General features: G+C 37.8%; 16 protein-coding genes, 1 riboswitch and 1 other annotated feature. Of the genes, 15 read left to right on the top strand and 1 reads right to left on the bottom strand.

The annotated features are described in order from the left end of the window. The first annotated feature begins 78 nt into the window (after positions 1-78). The 6 genes from tsaB (at position 79) to IGL48_RS10105 (ending at position 5,505) form a co-directional block, all read left to right on the top strand. Positions 79-798 carry a tRNA (adenosine(37)-N6)-threonylcarbamoyltransferase complex dimerization subunit type 1 TsaB gene (tsaB, locus tag IGL48_RS10130; RefSeq protein WP_002362637.1) on the top strand — a complete coding sequence of 240 codons (720 nt, stop codon included), beginning with the start codon at positions 79-81 and terminating at the stop codon, positions 796-798. Continuing rightward, positions 770-1,324 carry a ribosomal protein S18-alanine N-acetyltransferase gene (gene rimI / locus IGL48_RS10125; RefSeq protein ID WP_002384199.1) on the top strand — a complete coding sequence of 185 codons (555 nt, stop codon included), beginning with the start codon at positions 770-772 and terminating at the stop codon, positions 1,322-1,324. Before tsaB ends, rimI (IGL48_RS10125) begins: the two co-directional genes overlap by 29 nt. Before the next feature lie 7 nt (positions 1,325-1,331). After that, positions 1,332-1,796, top strand: a complete 465-nt coding sequence (gene rimI / locus IGL48_RS10120) for a ribosomal protein S18-alanine N-acetyltransferase (protein ID WP_002384200.1) — start codon at positions 1,332-1,334, stop codon at positions 1,794-1,796. Next, the gene (gene tsaD, locus IGL48_RS10115; protein WP_002388334.1) at positions 1,793-2,839 is read left to right on the top strand and encodes a tRNA (adenosine(37)-N6)-threonylcarbamoyltransferase complex transferase subunit TsaD; all 1,047 of its coding nucleotides are present in this window, start codon (positions 1,793-1,795) and stop codon (positions 2,837-2,839) included. Before rimI (IGL48_RS10120) ends, tsaD begins: the two co-directional genes overlap by 4 nt. A gap of 42 nt (positions 2,840-2,881) precedes the next feature. Continuing rightward, positions 2,882-3,085 (top strand) — a binding site (T-box leader). Between the two features lie 72 nt (positions 3,086-3,157). Beyond that, positions 3,158-4,849: an arginine--tRNA ligase gene (argS, locus tag IGL48_RS10110; RefSeq protein ID WP_002384202.1), complete on the top strand. Its 1,692-nt coding sequence runs from the start codon at positions 3,158-3,160 to the stop codon at positions 4,847-4,849. Positions 4,850-5,004: 155 nt separating this feature from the next. Then, positions 5,005-5,505 carry an HD domain-containing protein gene (locus IGL48_RS10105; protein WP_002356666.1) on the top strand — a complete coding sequence of 167 codons (501 nt, stop codon included), beginning with the start codon at positions 5,005-5,007 and terminating at the stop codon, positions 5,503-5,505. 80 nt (positions 5,506-5,585) lie between these two features. Here IGL48_RS10105 and IGL48_RS10100 read toward each other — a convergent pair whose 3' ends face one another. Continuing rightward, positions 5,586-5,918, bottom strand: a complete 333-nt coding sequence (locus tag IGL48_RS10100; RefSeq protein WP_002356667.1) for a helix-turn-helix domain-containing protein — start codon at positions 5,916-5,918, stop codon at positions 5,586-5,588. Between the two features lie 93 nt (positions 5,919-6,011). Between IGL48_RS10100 and IGL48_RS10095 the strand changes: the two genes are divergently transcribed. The 9 genes from IGL48_RS10095 to IGL48_RS10055 all read left to right on the top strand — a co-directional run bounded on the left by IGL48_RS10095 (position 6,012) and on the right by IGL48_RS10055 (position 18,270). After that, on the top strand, positions 6,012-6,335 hold the full coding sequence (locus tag IGL48_RS10095) for a hypothetical protein (RefSeq protein WP_002384203.1): 324 nt from the start codon (positions 6,012-6,014) through the stop codon (positions 6,333-6,335). A gap of 64 nt (positions 6,336-6,399) precedes the next feature. Beyond that, a riboswitch (Fluoride riboswitch) is annotated at positions 6,400-6,469 on the top strand. Between the two features lie 76 nt (positions 6,470-6,545). After that, positions 6,546-7,811 carry a voltage-gated chloride channel family protein gene (locus IGL48_RS10090; RefSeq protein WP_002384204.1) on the top strand — a complete coding sequence of 422 codons (1,266 nt, stop codon included), beginning with the start codon at positions 6,546-6,548 and terminating at the stop codon, positions 7,809-7,811. A 49-nt stretch (positions 7,812-7,860) separates the two neighbouring features. Next, entirely contained in the window at positions 7,861-8,139 is a 279-nt protein-coding gene (locus tag IGL48_RS10085; protein ID WP_002356679.1) for a UPF0223 family protein, read from the top strand. Continuing rightward, complete coding sequence (locus IGL48_RS10080; protein ID WP_002384205.1) at positions 8,140-8,922, top strand: inositol monophosphatase family protein; 783 nt, start codon at positions 8,140-8,142, stop codon at positions 8,920-8,922. 220 nt (positions 8,923-9,142) lie between these two features. Next, the gene (typA, locus tag IGL48_RS10075; protein ID WP_002356682.1) at positions 9,143-10,978 is read left to right on the top strand and encodes a translational GTPase TypA; all 1,836 of its coding nucleotides are present in this window, start codon (positions 9,143-9,145) and stop codon (positions 10,976-10,978) included. 317 nt (positions 10,979-11,295) lie between these two features. Then, on the top strand, positions 11,296-13,065 hold the full coding sequence (gene recQ / locus IGL48_RS10070) for a DNA helicase RecQ (protein WP_002384207.1): 1,770 nt from the start codon (positions 11,296-11,298) through the stop codon (positions 13,063-13,065). 226 nt (positions 13,066-13,291) lie between these two features. Further along, a complete protein-coding gene (locus IGL48_RS10065; RefSeq protein WP_002356684.1) occupies positions 13,292-13,597 on the top strand; it encodes a YlaN family protein in 306 nt (101 codons plus the stop codon). A 3-nt stretch (positions 13,598-13,600) separates the two neighbouring features. Next, positions 13,601-14,809, top strand: a complete 1,209-nt coding sequence (locus IGL48_RS10060) for an FtsW/RodA/SpoVE family cell cycle protein (RefSeq protein ID WP_010717097.1) — start codon at positions 13,601-13,603, stop codon at positions 14,807-14,809. Positions 14,810-14,841: 32 nt separating this feature from the next. Then, complete coding sequence (locus IGL48_RS10055; protein WP_010815208.1) at positions 14,842-18,270, top strand: pyruvate carboxylase; 3,429 nt, start codon at positions 14,842-14,844, stop codon at positions 18,268-18,270. Positions 18,271-18,274: the final 4 nt, after the last annotated feature.

Genomic DNA, 18,274 nt, shown 5'->3' with positions numbered 1-18,274 from the left:
AAACCTCGTTTTCCCTTTTTAGAAAAAGGAAAGTGTGCTACAATGAAGCGACTAAATTGTAGAAGGAAAGGGATTCGTGTGCGAATTTTAGCAATAGATACATCTAACCAAACATTGAGTATTGCTGTGTGTGAAAATCAAAAAATTCTGGGAAGTTATACAGCAACGGTTAAAAGAAATCATAGCTTAACATTGATGCCGGCAATTGACTATTTGATGAGTCAATTGAACTTGGCGCCAACGGCAATTGATCGTTTTGTCGTAGCAGAAGGACCTGGATCATACACTGGCTTACGTTTAGGCGTGACGACTGCCAAAACATTGGCCTATACTTTAAAGAAAGAGCTAGTAGGCATTTCCAGTCTACAAACGTTAGCTGCCAATTGTGTTGGGCAAACCGGTTTAGTTGTGCCTCTTTTTGATGCGCGTCGTAAAAACGTCTATGCTGGTGCTTATCGGTTTGTCGATGGCGTGTGGCAAAATGAGTTACCGGACCAACATATTTCCCTGCGGGAGTTATTAGAACAACTAAAAAATGAACCAAATCTTTTTTTTGTGGGTGAAGATGTTGAAAAATTCACTGAAGAAATAGCTCAAATCATTCCTCATGGGGAAATTTGTGATGTCCCGCAATGGCAAATTCCTAATGCTGCAGTTTTGGCTGCGTTAGGTAGTGTGGCTGAGCCTGTTGAAAATGTTCATGGGTTCTTACCTGCGTATTTGAAAAAAGTAGAAGCGGAAGAAAATTGGTTGAAGACACACACGCCTAATGGAGAAAGCTATGTGGAAAAACTTTAATTTTGTGACAAAATACTTTACAAAAAGACGGCAACGGTATATAACTAAAACCATTGCAATGAACCAGCAAGAATTTCAATTGCGTGAAATCACCTACCAAGATATTAAGGATTTACTAGCAATTGAACGTGAAGTTTACGCTGGGGAACTTCCTTGGACGATGTCTGCTTTCATGGCAGAACTTGGCTCAAAAGCGCCGCATCTCTATTTGTTAGCGGCAATTAACGGAAAAACAGTTGGCTTTATTGGTTGTCGGATTCAAGGAACGGATGCACACATTACGAATGTCGCTGTCCATACAGCATACCAAGGCTTAGGTTTAGGTCGTTCTTTAATAGAAGAAACGCGAATTTTTGCCAAGAAAAATCGTTGTGAAACCTTATCGCTAGAAGTACGAATGAGTAATGTTAAAGCCCAACGTTTGTATCGAAAAATTGGCTTTGCCTCACAAACGGTGAAAAAAGGCTATTATGACGAAAATAATGAAGACGCACTAGAAATGATAATTGATTTAAAAGAAGAGTGAAGAAAAAATGTTAGTAACAAAAAAAGAAATATCTGTAGCAAATATTGGTGAAGAATTATGGCGTTTCAGTAATTCTTCTTATACAACTGGCTCCCCTTGGACAGAAACACAATTCGCGGAAGATTTTGCTCAGGAAAATAGCGAATATCTTTTTTTAGTTGAAAATGGCCAGTGGTTAGGCTATATTGCCTATCATTTTATTTTAGATGAAGCAGAAATTAGTCACGTTGTTGTGAATGGTCAGAGACAACACCAAGGAATTGGTTGTCAATTAATGAAAGCTTTTAAAGAATATGTTAAAAGTCGTGACATTACACAAATTTTCTTAGAGGTCAGAGAATCGAATACATTAGCTCAAAAACTTTATGAGAAAACAGGATTTCGGAAAGTAGCTGTTCGAAAAAATTATTATAAAGAACCGCAAGAAAATGCCTTTGTAATGTGTGCGAAATTAAGGAAGGAAGCCCAATGACAATTTTTACAAAAGAACGTAAATTATTATTAGCTGTGGAAAGTAGCTGTGATGAAACAAGTGTGGCTGTCATTGAAGATGGCGACAAAATTCTTTCCAATATCGTAGCTTCGCAAATTAAGAGCCATCAACGTTTTGGTGGAGTCGTTCCGGAAGTTGCGAGTCGTCATCATGTTGAACAAGTGACGATCTGTATTGAAGAAGCATTAACAGAAGCAAAAGTCACACCAGAAGAGCTTAGTGGTGTTGCTGTGACCTATGGGCCTGGGTTAGTCGGTGCTTTATTAATAGGACTTTCTGCAGCAAAAGCATTTGCTTGGGCGCACCAATTACCACTTATTCCGGTCAATCATATGGCTGGACACATTTATGCTGCCCGTTTTGTGGCACCGCTCGAATTTCCATTGATGGCCTTACTCGTTAGTGGAGGACATACGGAATTGGTCTACATGAAAGAAGATGGCTCTTTCGAAATTGTTGGTGAAACACGCGATGATGCAGCTGGTGAAGCGTATGATAAAGTCGGACGGGTGTTAGGGTTGCCTTATCCTAGTGGCAAAGAGATTGATGCTTTGGCCCATGAAGGCACAGATACCTATCAATTTCCACGGGCGATGCTAAAAGAGGATAACTATGACTTTAGCTTTAGTGGTTTGAAAAGTGCGTTTATTAACACGGTTCATAATGCAGAGCAACGTGGTGAAGCACTGTCTACAAAGGATTTAGCCGCAAGTTTTCAGGCGAGTGTGGTAGAAGTATTAGTGACTAAAACCATTCGTGCTTGTCAAGAATATCCTGTTAAGCAATTGCTAATCGCTGGGGGCGTTGCTGCGAATCAAGGATTACGAGAAGCAATGAGACATGCAATCAGTGAACAATTACCAGAAGTGACATTACTTATTCCGCCATTAAAACTTTGTGGGGATAACGCGGCGATGATTGGCGCTGCCGCCTTTATCGAAGCTGAAAAGAATCATTTTGCTTCGTATAACTTAAATGCAGAACCTGGCGTTAGTTTTATGACAATTAGTGAAGAAGGCTAGCCAGCTAGACAAAAATTTGCTATAATGAAGCCAGTTTAACAATGACATTCGATGATAAAGAGAGTACTTATTTCAACGTCAGCTTAGCGATCTTGGGAAGGTGGGAGCCAAGAGTGATCGGAATGAGGAAGCGCACTTTTAGAATTCTGCTGAAAGCAGACGGCAATCACCGTTATCGATGAAGCAGGTCTATCCAAGTAGTATAGACAATTAGAGTGGTACCGCGGGTAAATTCTCGTCTCTGACAAAACAAATCATTTTGTTTTGTCAGAGACGTTTTTGTTTTTTTATACTTACAAATTAATCAGGAGGGTTCTTATGAACAACAAAGAAATCGTAGCAAAAGCGTTACATGATGTTTTAAATGAAGAATTAACGATGGATCAAATCGAACAATTATTGGAAAATCCTAAATCTGTTGATCATGGAGATGTTGCTTTTCCAGCCTTTTCATTAGCTAAGATTTATCGTAAAGCACCACAACAAATTGCAGCAGAATTAGCAGAAAAAATTGATGGCACAAATTTTGAAAAAATTGAAGTGGTGGGACCTTATTTAAACTTCTTCATGAATAAAGAAGCAGTCAGTCAAGCTGTTATTGGCGAAGTAGTCAAAGAAAAAAACAACTACGGAAACAGTACCTTTGGTAATAATGGCAATGTTCCTATTGATATGTCTTCACCAAACATTGCTAAACCAATTTCTATGGGGCACTTACGTTCTACGGTAATCGGGAATTCAATTGCCTTTATTTTAGAAAAAATTGGGTATCAGCCAATTCGGATTAACCACTTAGGTGACTGGGGTACACAGTTTGGTAAGTTAATTGTAGCTTATAAAAAATGGGGTTCTGAAGAAGCAGTCCGCCAACAACCAATTAATGAATTATTGCGCTTATATGTGCAATTTCATGAAGAAGCAGAAGAAAACCCAGAATTAGAAGACGAAGCACGTGCATGGTTTAAAAAATTAGAAGAAGGAGACCAAGAAGCCAATGAATTATGGAAATGGTTCCGTAGCGAGTCTCTAAAAGAATTTGATAAAATCTATTCCATGTTAGAAGTTGAATTTGATTCATACAATGGCGAAGCCTTTTATAATGATAAAATGGATGAAATTGTTACTTTATTAGAAGAAAAACATTTATTAACAGAAAATCAAGGTGCAGAAATTGTTGATTTGACAGAATATAATTTAAATCCAGCACTTATTCGTAAATCAGATGGTGCGACCTTATATATCACACGGGATTTAGCTGCTGCGCTTTACCGTAAACGGACGTATGATTTTGCCAAATCACTTTATGTAGTCGGTAACGAACAAAGCAATCACTTCAAACAACTAAAAGCAGTCTTGAAAGAACTAGGGTTTGACTGGTCAGATGATATGGAACACATTCCGTTTGGTTTAATTACTCAAGGCGGTAAAAAATTATCCACACGTAAAGGGAAAATTGTTTTATTAGAAGAAGTATTGAATGAAGCTGTTACTTTAGCAGGAAATCAAATTAACGAGAAAAATCCAGACTTAGCAAATCGTGAAGAAGTGGCGAAACAAGTAGGTGTAGGTGCAGTTATTTTCCATGACCTTAAAAATGATCGTCTAAATAATTTCGATTTTGTATTAGATGAAGTTGTTCGTTTTGAAGGCGAAACTGGGCCATATGTTCAATATACACATGCTCGTGCGATGAGTATTTTACGTAAAGCAAACTTTACACCAGACGCTACACAACGTTATGCACTAAATGACAAGGATAGCTGGGAAGTCGTGAAGTTGTTACAAAAATTCCCTGAAACTGTGATGCAAGCTGCTGAAAAATATGAACCATCTGTTATTGCGAAACATAGCATTCATTTAGCACAAGCGTTCAATAAATATTATGCCCATGTTCGGATTTTGGATGAAGATGCTCAAAAAGAGGCACGCTTAGCGTTAGTTTATGCAGTAGCTACTGTTCTAAAAGAAGATTTACGTTTACTAGGGTTACATGCACCAGAAGAAATGTAGAAGTTTTTGTGAAAATTTTACTGCGTTGAACGCTAAACTTATTAAGCAAATATTAAAGTTAAGTTACAGATTGAGAAATTCATAGTAATTAAATAGCTGGGGTGCTATACTCGAGTCAAGTTATAAAAGGATTAGAAAAGGTGGCACCCAATTATATGACAGAAAAATGGCGTGAAGACGAAGAATATCTTTCTTATGTAGAAGATTTATTAGCAACCGAAGAAGTCCAAAAATTAGCAGAATACACACAACATATGCATTCAACTCGTTTAGAACATTCAATTAGTGTTTCCTATCATAGCTATAAATTAGCAAAGCGTTGGAACGGCAATGCTCGTGCAACAGCTCGTGCTGGTTTATTACATGATTTGTTTTACTATGATTGGCGCACAACAAAGTTTGACGAAGGCTCTCATGCCTATGTTCATCCACGAATTGCAGCCAAAAATGCTGAAAAAATTACAGAGTTGTCTGATTTAGAACGAGACATTATTATTAAACATATGTGGGGCGCAACTATTGCACCACCAAAATACAAAGAAAGTTACATTGTAACCTTTGTTGACAAATATTGTGCTGTAAAAGAAGCGGCGTTGCCGATGACGACAGCCATGAAAACCAAATGGCGTCAGTATTTTGGCCAACAGTCAATCTAAAAAAAGCTTATCCGTAAGGATAAGCTTTTTTTGTTTGACGTTGACTAAAAAGTCTAGCATTCATCTATTTAAAATAAATATTAAAAGTAATTTTGTTCTGTTAATTTCTTTTGAGCGTATCGAAAGACTGCTTCTTGATTTTCAGTTGTTAACTGTTTGTAAATGTTCATAATATTGGTTGGGACAACAAATGGCGTTTCTTCCGTTTCAGGAATACCTAAGATTTCAAGAGGTGATACATCTAAAATTTTAGATAAGGCGACAATTTTATCCCTCCCCATATTTTCAATCATTCCAGTTTCCCATTTCCTGACGGTACTTTTTCCAACACCAACAAAATTTCCAACTTGTTCTAATGTAAGATTTTTCTCCATCCTTTTTTGCTTCAAAAAATTTTCTTTCAAAAAAACCACCTCCGTAAAAACATTCTAGCACAAAAAGTGTCGCAAAAGAAACATGTTTTACTCTATACATAGAGTGATAAATAACTATTGAATAGGCATATATTGACGGTTTTTTCACAAAATGATATACTTCCAGTGTCTAATAAGACACTAAAAGGGGTGAAAAGGGGGAGTAAAATGGAATCAAATTTAATTCATTCAAAATTGAAATTAAAAGGGAAAAATGTTGAATGGTTAGCAAGTGAAATGACCGCTGCAGGTCAACCAATCTCAGCTTCAACAATTTATAAGAAATTAAAAGGAGAGGTTGTATTTAAAGCTTCAGATATTAAATTGATTTCTAAGTTGTTAGATCTGGAAAGCGAAGAAATCATGGTTATTTTTTTTAATGAGCTAGTGTCTAAAAAGACACGTGAAGGTTGTTAAAGGTAATGAGTTATTCTTCTATTGCACTTTCCAGAGTTGCGTGGTATTATTTTTAATAGTTTAATAGCAACATGGTGATGGTGTTCACCACGAACTATTTATCGGACGAATAAATTAATGACGCCTACCAAACGGGAGAAGTGTACCCTTTGGTAGGCTTTTTCTGTACGCTAGGATTGGCGATAAGAAAATTGTAAAGGAGCATGTAAAGTGAAAAAAGAAACAAAGCAACTACTATCAATCGGCGGTTATATGGCAAAATGGTTGCTCATTACCGCAATTATTGGTTTATTTATGGGGGCGTTATCCGCCTTTTTCTTAAAGAGTCTTACCTATGTAACAGATGTTCGTTTAGCAAACCCTTGGTTACTCTTTATCCTCCCTATTAGCGGTGTCGTTTTTACGTATTTCTATACGCGTTTTGGGAAAAATGCTAGCCGAGGAAATAACTTAGTGATTGAACAAGGCAATGGCGGGGAAGAAGATATTCCCTTGCGCTTAATTCCTTTAACGTTGTTTGGCACGATTACTACGCACTTATTTGGTGGTTCTGTTGGTCGTGAAGGGACGGCGGTGCAAATGGGGGGCGCAATCGCAAATGCTGTAGGAAAAGTCTTTAAACTGTCCGCTTTGGAACGACAAGTAATTATTATTAGCGGAATTAGTGCAGGTTTTAGTTCTGTTTTTGGCACACCATTAGCGGGAACGGTTTTCGGATTAGAAGTTTTGGCGATTGGAAAAGTTCGTGCAGAGGCACTTTTCCCAAGTTTTTTTGCAGGCTTATTTGCTAATTTTGTAACTGAAAGTTTTGGTGTAACACATACGCATTATCCGATGGGCAAAATTCCGACTTGGTCAGTTGATCTATTTGTAAAATTATTTTTGGCATCGATTTGTTTTGGCTTGGCAGGTTGGGTTTTTAGTCGTTCCATTGTCTTTTTAAAAAAGACCTATGCAAATTGGTTTGCTAATGTCTACCTTCGTGCGTTTCTTGGGGCGTCCATTGTCGTTCTGTTTGTGCTCGTCTTAAACAACCAACGTTATTTAGGCTTGAGTTTACCTTTACTAGAAGATGCTTTTGCAGGCAATGCGCAGCCTTTTGATTTTGTTGGGAAATTATTCTTTACGGTGTTATCCTTGGGTGCCGGATTTCAAGGAGGAGAAGTGACGCCATTGTTTGAAATTGGGGCTACGTTAGGTAGTTCTTTGGCCCCTTTGTTACATCTGTCAATTCCTTTTTTAGCAGGTTTAGGATTTATTGGTGTTTTTTCTGGCGCCACGAATACGCCGATTGCTTGTTTCATTATGGGCATTGAACTATTTGGTAGTGAAGCGGCGGTCTATTTTTTCATGGTCTGCTTAATCAGTTTTATGTGTTCAGGAAATAGCGGTATTTATGCTTCACAACAAAGTTTGTATCGCAAAGGAACAGCAGAATATCCTCTCTTTAACGCATTAAAAAATCGACGTAAATAAGATGTTTTTTTATGAAAATATGCTAAACTAGAGAAGATGAGGTGAAGACATGAAAGACTATCAATATCCATTAGATTTAGATTGGACAACAGAGGAAATGGTGATTGTCACTAATATGTGGACAGCAGTTGAGCAAGCCAACGAAACAGGCTTGCCTGTTGACAAATTTTTAACAACTTATCAACAATTTAAAACGGTCGTTAAAAGTATCGGCGAAGAAAAACGCTTAGGTCGTGAATTTGAAAATGCTTCAGGATATTCGTTATATCGTACGCTTCAACAAGCTAAAAAACAGGGAAGCGGTAAATTAAAGCTGGGGGATGATTAGATGACTGAAACGCAAAAATTTGTTCAAACAATTCAAAGTTGGCTTTTTGAAGCAGCCGATGTGATTCGAATGAACTTGGAATCAGAGTTAACCGTTCAACAGAAAAATGGCCGCACCGATTTAGTGACAAATATGGATGAACAAACCCAAGAATTTTTAATGAATAAAATTCAAACAAATTTTCCCGAAGATCAAATTTTAGGGGAAGAAAAAGGCTACAATACTTTAAAAAGTTTTGCTGGTCGCGTGTGGATCATCGATCCGATTGATGGCACAATGAATTTCGTGATGGAAAGAGAAAATTTTTGTATTATGTTAGCTGTTTATGAAGACGGCATTGGTAAATTAGGTTTTATCTATGATGTGATGCGAGAAGAACTTTATTGGGGCGGCAAAGGGCTTGGCGTTTATCGGAATAATCAATTATTAAAAGCGCCTACTATGAAAGCCTTGGCAGATGGATTATGGGGCATGAATGCTTACATGCATGGAAAAAATATTCATCACGCAACGGAAATCGGACAAGCAAGCATGGGCGTGCGTATTAGCGGTTGTGCAGGCTTGGAAATTATCGCCATGTTAAAAGGCAACCATCATGGCTATTTATCTAATCTAAGTCCTTGGGATTATGCAGCAGGCTTAGTACTTTTGGAGGAATTCGGGTTTAAATACTCTGGTATTACAGGAAAACCATTAACTTTTACGGGTCGTGAATACTTTATTGCAGCAACTCCTGAAACCTATGATGAAGTATTTACCCGATACTTAAATGAATCGGAATAATCAAAGAAGAGCGTTGCTGAAAGGTAAGGCTCTTCCTCTTTTAAAAGAGAAAAATTTGTAAAAAAATGTCCTTGTTTTCAGAAAAAGCCGAATAATTTCTAAAACTTTCATTATTTTTGCAGGCGAAAGCCTTTTTTTAATGAAAAAAGTTTGCTATAATAAGCAGTCGGCTTTTATGGACTTAAGTAACATAAGCGTATATAGATAAGGAGCAATTAAATTGAAATACAGAGATGATATTCGTAACGTGGCAATTATCGCCCACGTTGACCATGGTAAAACAACCTTAGTAGATGAACTTTTAAAACAATCTGACACTTTAGATGGACACACACAATTACAAGAACGTGCAATGGATTCCAATGCACTTGAAAGTGAACGTGGAATTACTATCTTAGCAAAAAATACAGCCGTAGATTATAACGGTACACGTATCAACATTCTAGATACACCAGGACACGCGGACTTCGGTGGTGAAGTAGAACGTATCATGAAAATGGTAGACGGTGTTGTTTTAGTTGTCGATGCGTATGAAGGAACAATGCCTCAAACACGTTTCGTATTGAAAAAAGCATTAGAACAAAAAGTAACACCAATCGTGGTTGTTAACAAAATTGACAAACCTTCTGCTCGTCCTGAACACGTAGTAGATGAAGTTTTAGAGTTATTCATCGAATTAGGCGCAGACGACGATCAATTAGATTTCCCAGTTGTTTATGCTTCTGCTTTAAACGGAACTTCAAGTGAATCAGATGATCCAGCAGATCAAGAGCCAACAATGGCCCCAATTTTTGATAAAATTATTGAACATGTGCCAGCTCCAGTTGACAATTCAGACGAACCACTTCAATTCCAAGTCTCATTACTAGACTACAACGATTACGTTGGACGTATTGGGATTGGCCGTGTGTTCCGTGGCACAATGAAAGTCGGCGACCAAGTTGCGTTGATGAAATTAGATGGCAGCGTGAAAAATTTCCGTGTAACGAAAATTTTAGGTTTCTTTGGCCTACAACGTGTGGAAATTGATGAAGCAAAAGCGGGCGATTTAATTGCCGTTTCCGGAATGGAAGACATTTTCGTTGGGGAAACAGTTGTAGATGTTCACAATCAAGAAGCATTACCAATTCTACACATTGATGAGCCAACCTTACAAATGACTTTCTTAGTTAACAATTCTCCATTTGCGGGACGTGAAGGAAAATACATCACCGCTCGTAAAATCGAAGAACGTTTAATGGCTGAATTACAAACAGACGTATCTTTACGTGTTGATCCAATTGGCCCAGATTCTTGGACTGTATCAGGCCGTGGCGAATTGCATTTATCAATTTTAATTGAAAATATGCGTCGTGAAGGCTATGAATTACAAGTTTCTCGTCCAGAAGTTATTGAACGTGAAATTGATGGGGTTAAATGTGAACCATTTGAACGTGTTCAAATTGACACACCTGAAGAATACATGGGTAGCGTGATTGAATCCCTAAGTTTACGTAAAGGCGAAATGCAAGATATGATTAATGCCGGTAACGGACAAATGCGTTTAATCTTCTTAGCACCAGCTCGTGGCTTAATTGGTTATTCAACAGAATTCTTATCAATGACTCGTGGTTATGGTATTATGAACCACACCTTCGATCAATACTTACCAATGATTCAAGGAACGATTGGTGGCCGTCATCAAGGTGCACTAGTTTCAATCGATACTGGTAAAGCAACGACTTACTCAATTATGAGTATTGAAGAACGTGGTACAGTTTTCGTTGAACCAACGACAGAAGTTTACGAAGGAATGATTGTTGGGGAAAACAACCGCGACAACGATTTAACTGTGAACATCACAAAAGCTAAACAAATGACTAACGTTCGTTCGGCAACGAAAGACCAAACATCAGTCATTAAAAAACCGAAAAAATTAACGTTAGAAGAATCATTAGAATTCTTGAATGAAGATGAATACTGTGAAGTAACACCAGAAAGCATCCGTTTAAGAAAACAAATTCTTAACAAAAACGAACGCGAAAAAGCAAGCAAGAAAAAGAAAAAAGCTGAATAATTTTTCGACAAATAAACATTTAAACCAACTATGCTCGTTTTACTACGAAAATAGTTGGTTTTTTTGATGGCAAAAACGAATTAATGCGTATTTTAAGATAAGGTTATTTTTTTATGTGTGGATAACTACTCGTTATCCACAACAAGCAAATGTCGCTATTTTTGAAAGCTTTTGATAGCAAGCTTTCACAATTTTTCATTCTTTTTGATGTTTCACGTTAACTGGTGTTTCACGATTGTGTCTTGTTTTAACACACCTTGTTCCTGTTAGATTAGCGTGTTAAAATGACTTGTAGAACAAAGATTGGAGCGCAATAAATGAGTGCATTACAAGAATTATTAAAAGATACATTTGGCTATGATGATTTTCGGCCAGGACAAGAAACGATTATTCGTCATGTATTGCGACAAGAAAATGTCTTAGGCATTATGCCAACAGGTGGAGGCAAATCGATTTGTTATCAGTTGCCAGCCTTACTTTTGGATAATTTAACATTGGTGATTTCACCATTAATTTCTTTAATGAAAGATCAAGTAGATGCCCTGAATTTAATGGGGATTCCAGCTACATATATCAATAGTACCATTTCCTATCAAGAAATGAATCATCGTATTCAATTAGCGGTTAACAAAGAAGTCAAGCTATTGTATGTTGCGCCAGAGCGATTAGAATCTTATGATTTTCAACAGATGCTGACACATGTACCGATTGATTTATTGGCAGTAGATGAGGCACACTGTATTTCACAATGGGGGCATGATTTTCGTCCAAGCTATTTGCGTTTAGCAGAGATTATCGATCAATTTCAACAGCAACCAACTGTGATTGCACTAACAGCAACAGCAACGCCACAAGTAGCGGAGGATATTGTCAAGCAATTAAGAATTCCATCAGAAAATGAAATCAAAACAGGATTCGCTCGAGAAAATTTATCTTTTCAAGTCGTGAAGGATCAAAACAGAGACGTTTTTCTTTTGGAATATTTAAAGATGAATACTGGGCAATCAGGTATTATCTATGCAAGCACGCGGAAGGAAGTTGAACGAATTTATCATTTATTAGAAAGTAAAAAAATTGCGGCTGGGATGTATCATGGGGGCATGAGTGAACAGCTACGTAGTGAAAATCAAGAAGCGTTCTTGTATGATCAAGTGCAAGTGATGGTAGCAACAAATGCCTTTGGTATGGGGATTAATAAGAGTAATGTTCGTTTTGTCATTCACGCACAAGTACCAGGAAATATTGAATCTTATTACCAAGAAGCGGGCCGAGCTGGTCGTGACGGTCTACCTAGTGATGCTGTGTTAATGTTTGCTCCACAAGACTTGCAAATTCAACAATACTTTATTGAACAATCTGAAATGACCATTGATTATAAGCAGAAAGAGTACTTGAAATTACGGGAAATGTCACAATATGCGAATGCACAAATGTGTTTACAAAAATATATTTTACGCTATTTTGGTGAAGAAGGGACGGACTGCGGTCGCTGCTCGAATTGTCTGGATAATCGAGAATTAGTCGATATTACGGTCGATGCCCAAAAAGTCTTGTCTTGTGTAAAACGTATGGGAGAACGTTTCGGTAAGGGCTTAGTTGGTAAAGTCTTGACTGGCTCAAACGATCAAAAAATTGATCAATGGCATTTTGATCGTTTGCCAACATACGGACTAATGAAAGGCCGCACCCAAAAAGAAGTCACACAGCTGATTGATTATTTGACAGCAGAACGTTATTTAATTCCTTCTGATGGGCAATTTCCGTTGTTATCAGTCTCGACAGAAGGTGTTCAGGTGCTTTTAGGGGAACGGAAAGTCTTCCGAAAAGAAGACCAAAAAGTACGAAAAGTAGCAGTGGATGATGCCTTGTTTGAACGATTGCGCGAATTACGTATGGACATGGCTCAAGAGGCAGGTGTGCCGCCATATGTAGTCTTTTCCGATAGTACACTTAAAGAAATGTGTGAAAAATTACCGCAAACAACGATTCAATTATTGCAAATAAAAGGGGTCGGCCAAAATAAATTAGATAAATATGGTACCGCCTTTTTAGAAGTAATTAAAGAATATCAAGAGACAAAAAAATGATATAGTTTGTTATTTTATTTAAAATTAAAAGCAGAAAATAAGAAAAAAGTCTTTTAATGTATTTGTTGTTGTATTGATAAAATAAGCTTGTTATATAAAGAGATTTCTTACTTAATATATCGCTTGGTTTTAGAAAATTTCTTAAAGGAAATTTTCTGAAATCATCATGTATCTAACTGAGAATTATGTTATAATTATTTAATTAAGATAGGGAGGTTCTGTACAAATGGACGAAGGAATTTCAAAGAAATTTGCCATTCAATTATTAGAAGACGATGCAGAACGCATTAAAATGCTTATTCGTAATCAAAAAAACAGTTTGTGCATTTCTCAATGTAAAGCATTTGAAGAAGTGGTGGATACACAAATGTATGGTTTTTCAAGACAAGTGACCTATGCGACCCGTTTGGGGATTTTAACTAATGATGAAGGACATCGTTTACTAAGTGATTTAGAACGCGAATTGAATCAATTATATACAGATGTTTATGAAGAAACACAAGAAAAAAACGAGATTGGCAAGGAGGGTTAAGCTTTGCCAAACAAAGTAAAGAAACGGCATTTGCTAGACTATAGTATTTTTATTCCATATTTAATTTTAAGTATCGTGGGATTGATTATGGTATATAGTTCCACATCCGCATTACAAGTAATGAAAGGTTTTTCACCTACCTCATTCGTTATTAACCAGGTTGCCTTTTGGGTAGTAGGGTTAGTTGCAATGTTTTTTATTTATAAGATGAAAACATCCGTTTTCCAGAATCGAAGTTTTATCATGTTTGCCATTGCAGTAATTACGGTTATGGTTTTAGCCGTTCGGATTCCTGGTATCGGGAAAGAAATTAACGGCGCACGTGGTTGGATTGAGATTGGTGGATTTTCGATGCAACCAGCTGAGTATTTAAAAATTATGGTTGTCTGGTATCTGTCTTATATTTTAGCACGGCGACAAAAGACAATTAATGGAGGTATGGATCAATTTAAACAAGCTGCCGGGCGCCCATTGATGCTCGTTTTTGTATTAATTGCTCTAGTTGCAATCCAGCCTGACTTCGGGAATGCGGCCATTCTAACATTAATTACCATCGTGATGGTTTTAGCAAGTGGGATTAATTATATGTATACCTACTTGGTCGGTGGCTTGGGCATTTTAGGTAGTATCACGGCTATTCAGTTATTAATTATGTCTAAAGGAAAAATTTTCCCAGCGCGTTATCAATATATTTATAATCGTTTTGCTGTTTTTAAAAATCCATTTTTAGATGAACGGAACTTAGGCCATCAGTTAGCTAATTCTTATTATGCAATCAGTAACGGCGGCTGGTTTGGCAAAGGTCTAGGGAATAGTGTTCAGAAAAAAGGCTTTTTACCAGAAGCACATACGGACTTTATCTTTGCGATTACTTTAGAAGAGTTAGGCATTATCGGTGGTCTAGCGATTTTAGGATTGTTGATGTTTATGATTGCGCGAATTATTTTAGTCGGTGTACGCTCGAAGAAACCTTTTAATTCACTAATGTGTATTGGAATTGGTACAATGTTATTAATTCAAGTCTTTATTAATGTTGGTGGGATTACTGGGATTATTCCATTAACAGGAATTACTTTCCCGTTCTTGAGTCAAGGTGGGAATAGTTTGCTGATTATTTCGATTGCTGTGGCCTTTGTCCTGAATATCAGTGCAGATGAAACACGTCAGAAATTAGAAAAGGAGTACTATTTATCTTTAGAACAGAACCAATAAATTTGAAGGAAATTGATGGTAGGAGTGACGTTATGAAAAAGGTATTAGTTGCCAATCGTGGCGAAATTGCGATTCGAATTTTTAGAGCTTGTACAGAATTAGATATCCAGACAGTAGCGATTTATGCTGCAGAAGATGAGTATTCTGTTCATCGTTTCAAAGCAGATGAAGCATATTTAGTTGGTAAGGGGAAAAAACCAATTGAAGCCTATTTAGACATTGAAAATATTATCCAAATTGCCAAAAAATCGGGAGCAGATGCCATTCATCCTGGTTATGGCTTTTTATCAGAGAACTTACGCTTCGCCGAACGTTGTGAAGAAGAAGGAATCATTTTTGTTGGACCTAAAACACACCATTTAGATATTTTTGGCGATAAAATTAAAGCGAAAGAAGCAGCTGTAGCTGCGGGGATTGCTTCGATTCCAGGCTCAGATGGGCCAGTAGCAACGGTGGAAGAGGTCGTAGCTTTTGGTGAAACGCATGGCTTTCCTATCATGATTAAAGCTGCTTTAGGTGGCGGCGGTCGCGGGATGCGCGTTGCCCACGATGCCAAAGAAGCACGAGAAGGTTACGAAAGAGCAAAAAGTGAAGCGAAAGCAGCCTTTGGTTCTGACGAGGTTTATGTTGAAAAGTATATTTCTAATCCTAAACATATCGAAGTACAAATTTTAGGCGATCATCATGGGAATGTCTTGCATTTATTTGAACGTGATTGTTCCGTTCAACGACGCCACCAAAAAGTGGTAGAAGTCGCACCATGTGTATCAATGAATGAAGAACAACGAGCAGCCATTTGTTCGGCTGCTGTACAGTTAATGGCGCATGTCGGCTACGTGAATGCGGGAACGGTTGAGTTTTTAGTAGAAGGGGATCAGTTTTATTTTATTGAAGTGAATCCTCGTGTTCAGGTAGAACATACTATCACAGAAATGATTACAGATATTGATATTGTGATCTCTCAATTACAAATTGCACAAGGGCTTGATTTGCATAAAGATATGCATTTGCCAAAACAAAACGAATTGACATTAAAAGGCGCGGCTATTCAATGTCGGATTACGACTGAAGATCCCCTGAACCAGTTTATGCCAGACACAGGGAAAATCGATACGTATCGTTCACCAGGTGGTTTTGGTGTGCGTTTAGATGTAGGGAATGCTTATTCTGGCTACGCTGTGACGCCCTACTTTGATTCTTTATTGGTTAAAGTCTGTACGCATGGTTTCTCTTTTGAACAGGCAATCAGTAAAATGCAACGCTGCTTAAAAGAATTTCGGATTCGTGGCGTGAAAACAAATATTCCGTTTTTACAAAATGTTGTGAGCTATCCAGCGTTTCAATCTGGCGAAGCCAAAACAACCTTTATTGATAATACACCTGAATTATTTGAATTTCCTCGTATGCGCGATCGTGGCAATAAAACGATGAAATACATTGGAGAAGTAACGGTCAATGGGTTCCCTGGCATTGAACGAACGGAGAAAAAATATTTTGAAGCCCCGCGCGTGCCGACAGATATTGAAGTTCCAGAAAAAGTGATCACAGCTAAAAATATTCTAGACGCTCAAGGAGCAACCGCCGTCATCGATTGGGTTAAGAATCAAGAAAGTGTGTTAATGACAGATACCACGTTCCGTGATGCGCACCAAAGTTTATTAGCTACTCGTGTGAGAACACAAGATTTTAAAGCAATTGCTGGTCTAACTGATGCAGCCCTGCCTGAGCTGTTTTCTAGTGAAATGTGGGGTGGCGCTACGTTCGATGTTGCCTATCGCTTCTTAACCGAAGACCCATGGCAACGTTTAAGAAAAATTCGTCAGTTGATGCCAAACACACTTTTACAAATGCTGTTCAGAGGATCTAATGCGGTAGGCTATCAAAATTATCCTGATAATGTTATTGAAGAATTTATTAAAGAATCCGCTCGCCAAGGAGTCGATGTTTTCCGAATTTTTGATAGCTTAAACTGGATTCCTCAAATGGAAAAAAGTATTCAAGTCGTTCGGGATACCGGAAAAATTGCGGAAGCAGCAATTTGTTATACTGGGGACATCAATGATCCAGCCCGAGCAAAATATAATGTTCAATATTACCTTGATATGGCTAAAGAATTGGAAAATTTAGGGGCACAAATCATTGCGATTAAAGATATGGCTGGCTTATTGAAACCACAAGCTGCTTATCGTTTAATTAGTGAATTAAAGGCAGCCACGGATTTACCAATTCATCTCCATACCCACGATACTAGTGGCAATGGGATCATCACTTATTCAGCAGCTACTAAAGCAGGCGTTGATATTGTTGACGTCGCAATGAGTGCGATGAGTGGCGCAACTAGCCAGCCAAGTATGAACAGTCTATATTATGCTTTAGTCAATGGTGAACGGACGCCAACTATTAACATTGATAATGCACAGAAAATCAATCATTATTGGGAAGATGTGCGCATGTATTATCAACCATTTGAAAATGGGTTAAATGCCCCGCAAACAGAAGTCTATATGCATGAAATGCCTGGTGGGCAATACTCTAATCTACAGCAGCAAGCAAAAGCGGTAGGCTTAGGGCACCGTTGGGATGAAATCAAAAAAATGTATCACACAGTGAATTTGATGTTTGGCGATATTGTAAAAGTGACGCCATCTTCAAAAGTCGTGGGAGACATGGCACTCTTCATGGTTCAAAATCATCTGACAGAACAAGATGTTTATGTGCGTGGCGAAGAACTAAGTTTTCCTGAATCCGTTGTGACTTTTTTCCAAGGTGATTTAGGTCAACCAGTTGGTGGGTTCCCGAAAGAGCTGCAACGAATTATTCTAAAAGGTCGACCAGCCTTCACAGAGCGGCCAGGTGACTTAGCAGCACCTGTTGATTTTGCGAAAGTACAAGAAGAATTAGCCGAAAAAATTGGGTATCAACCTAAATTGGAAGAAGTTTTAAGTTATTTAATGTATCCACAAGTATTTTTAGAGTATCGTCAAAAATACGAAACCTTTGGAGATATAACCTTATTAGATACGCCAACATTCTTTAATGGTATTCGTCAAGGAGAGACATTGGAAGTTCAAATTGAACGAGGAAAAACGTTAATTATTCGTTTAGATGAAATTGGCGAACCTGATATTGACGGAAACCGTGTCTTGTTCTTCAATTTGAATGGGCAACGTCGTGAGGTTTTAGTTAAAGATGCCTCCATTAAGTCTGCTGTTCAAGTAAAACAAAAGGCAGAACCAACTAATAAAGAACAAATCGGCGCAACGATGTCTGGTTCTGTTCTACAAGTATTGGTCAAACGTGGCGATAAAGTAGAAAAAGGTCAGCCGTTGCTGATTACAGAAGCCATGAAAATGGAAACGACTATCGAAGCACGTTTTGCGGGCACGGTTGATCACATTTATGTTGAAGAAGGCGAAGCAATCAGCTCAGGTGATTTGTTATTAGAAGTGAAAGAAAAATAAGATG

This window comes from Enterococcus sp. DIV1090, assembly GCF_050537975.1.
Lineage (GTDB): Bacteria > Bacillota > Bacilli > Lactobacillales > Enterococcaceae > Enterococcus > Enterococcus faecalis.
This window is presented reverse-complemented; position numbering and strand designations above follow the sequence as displayed.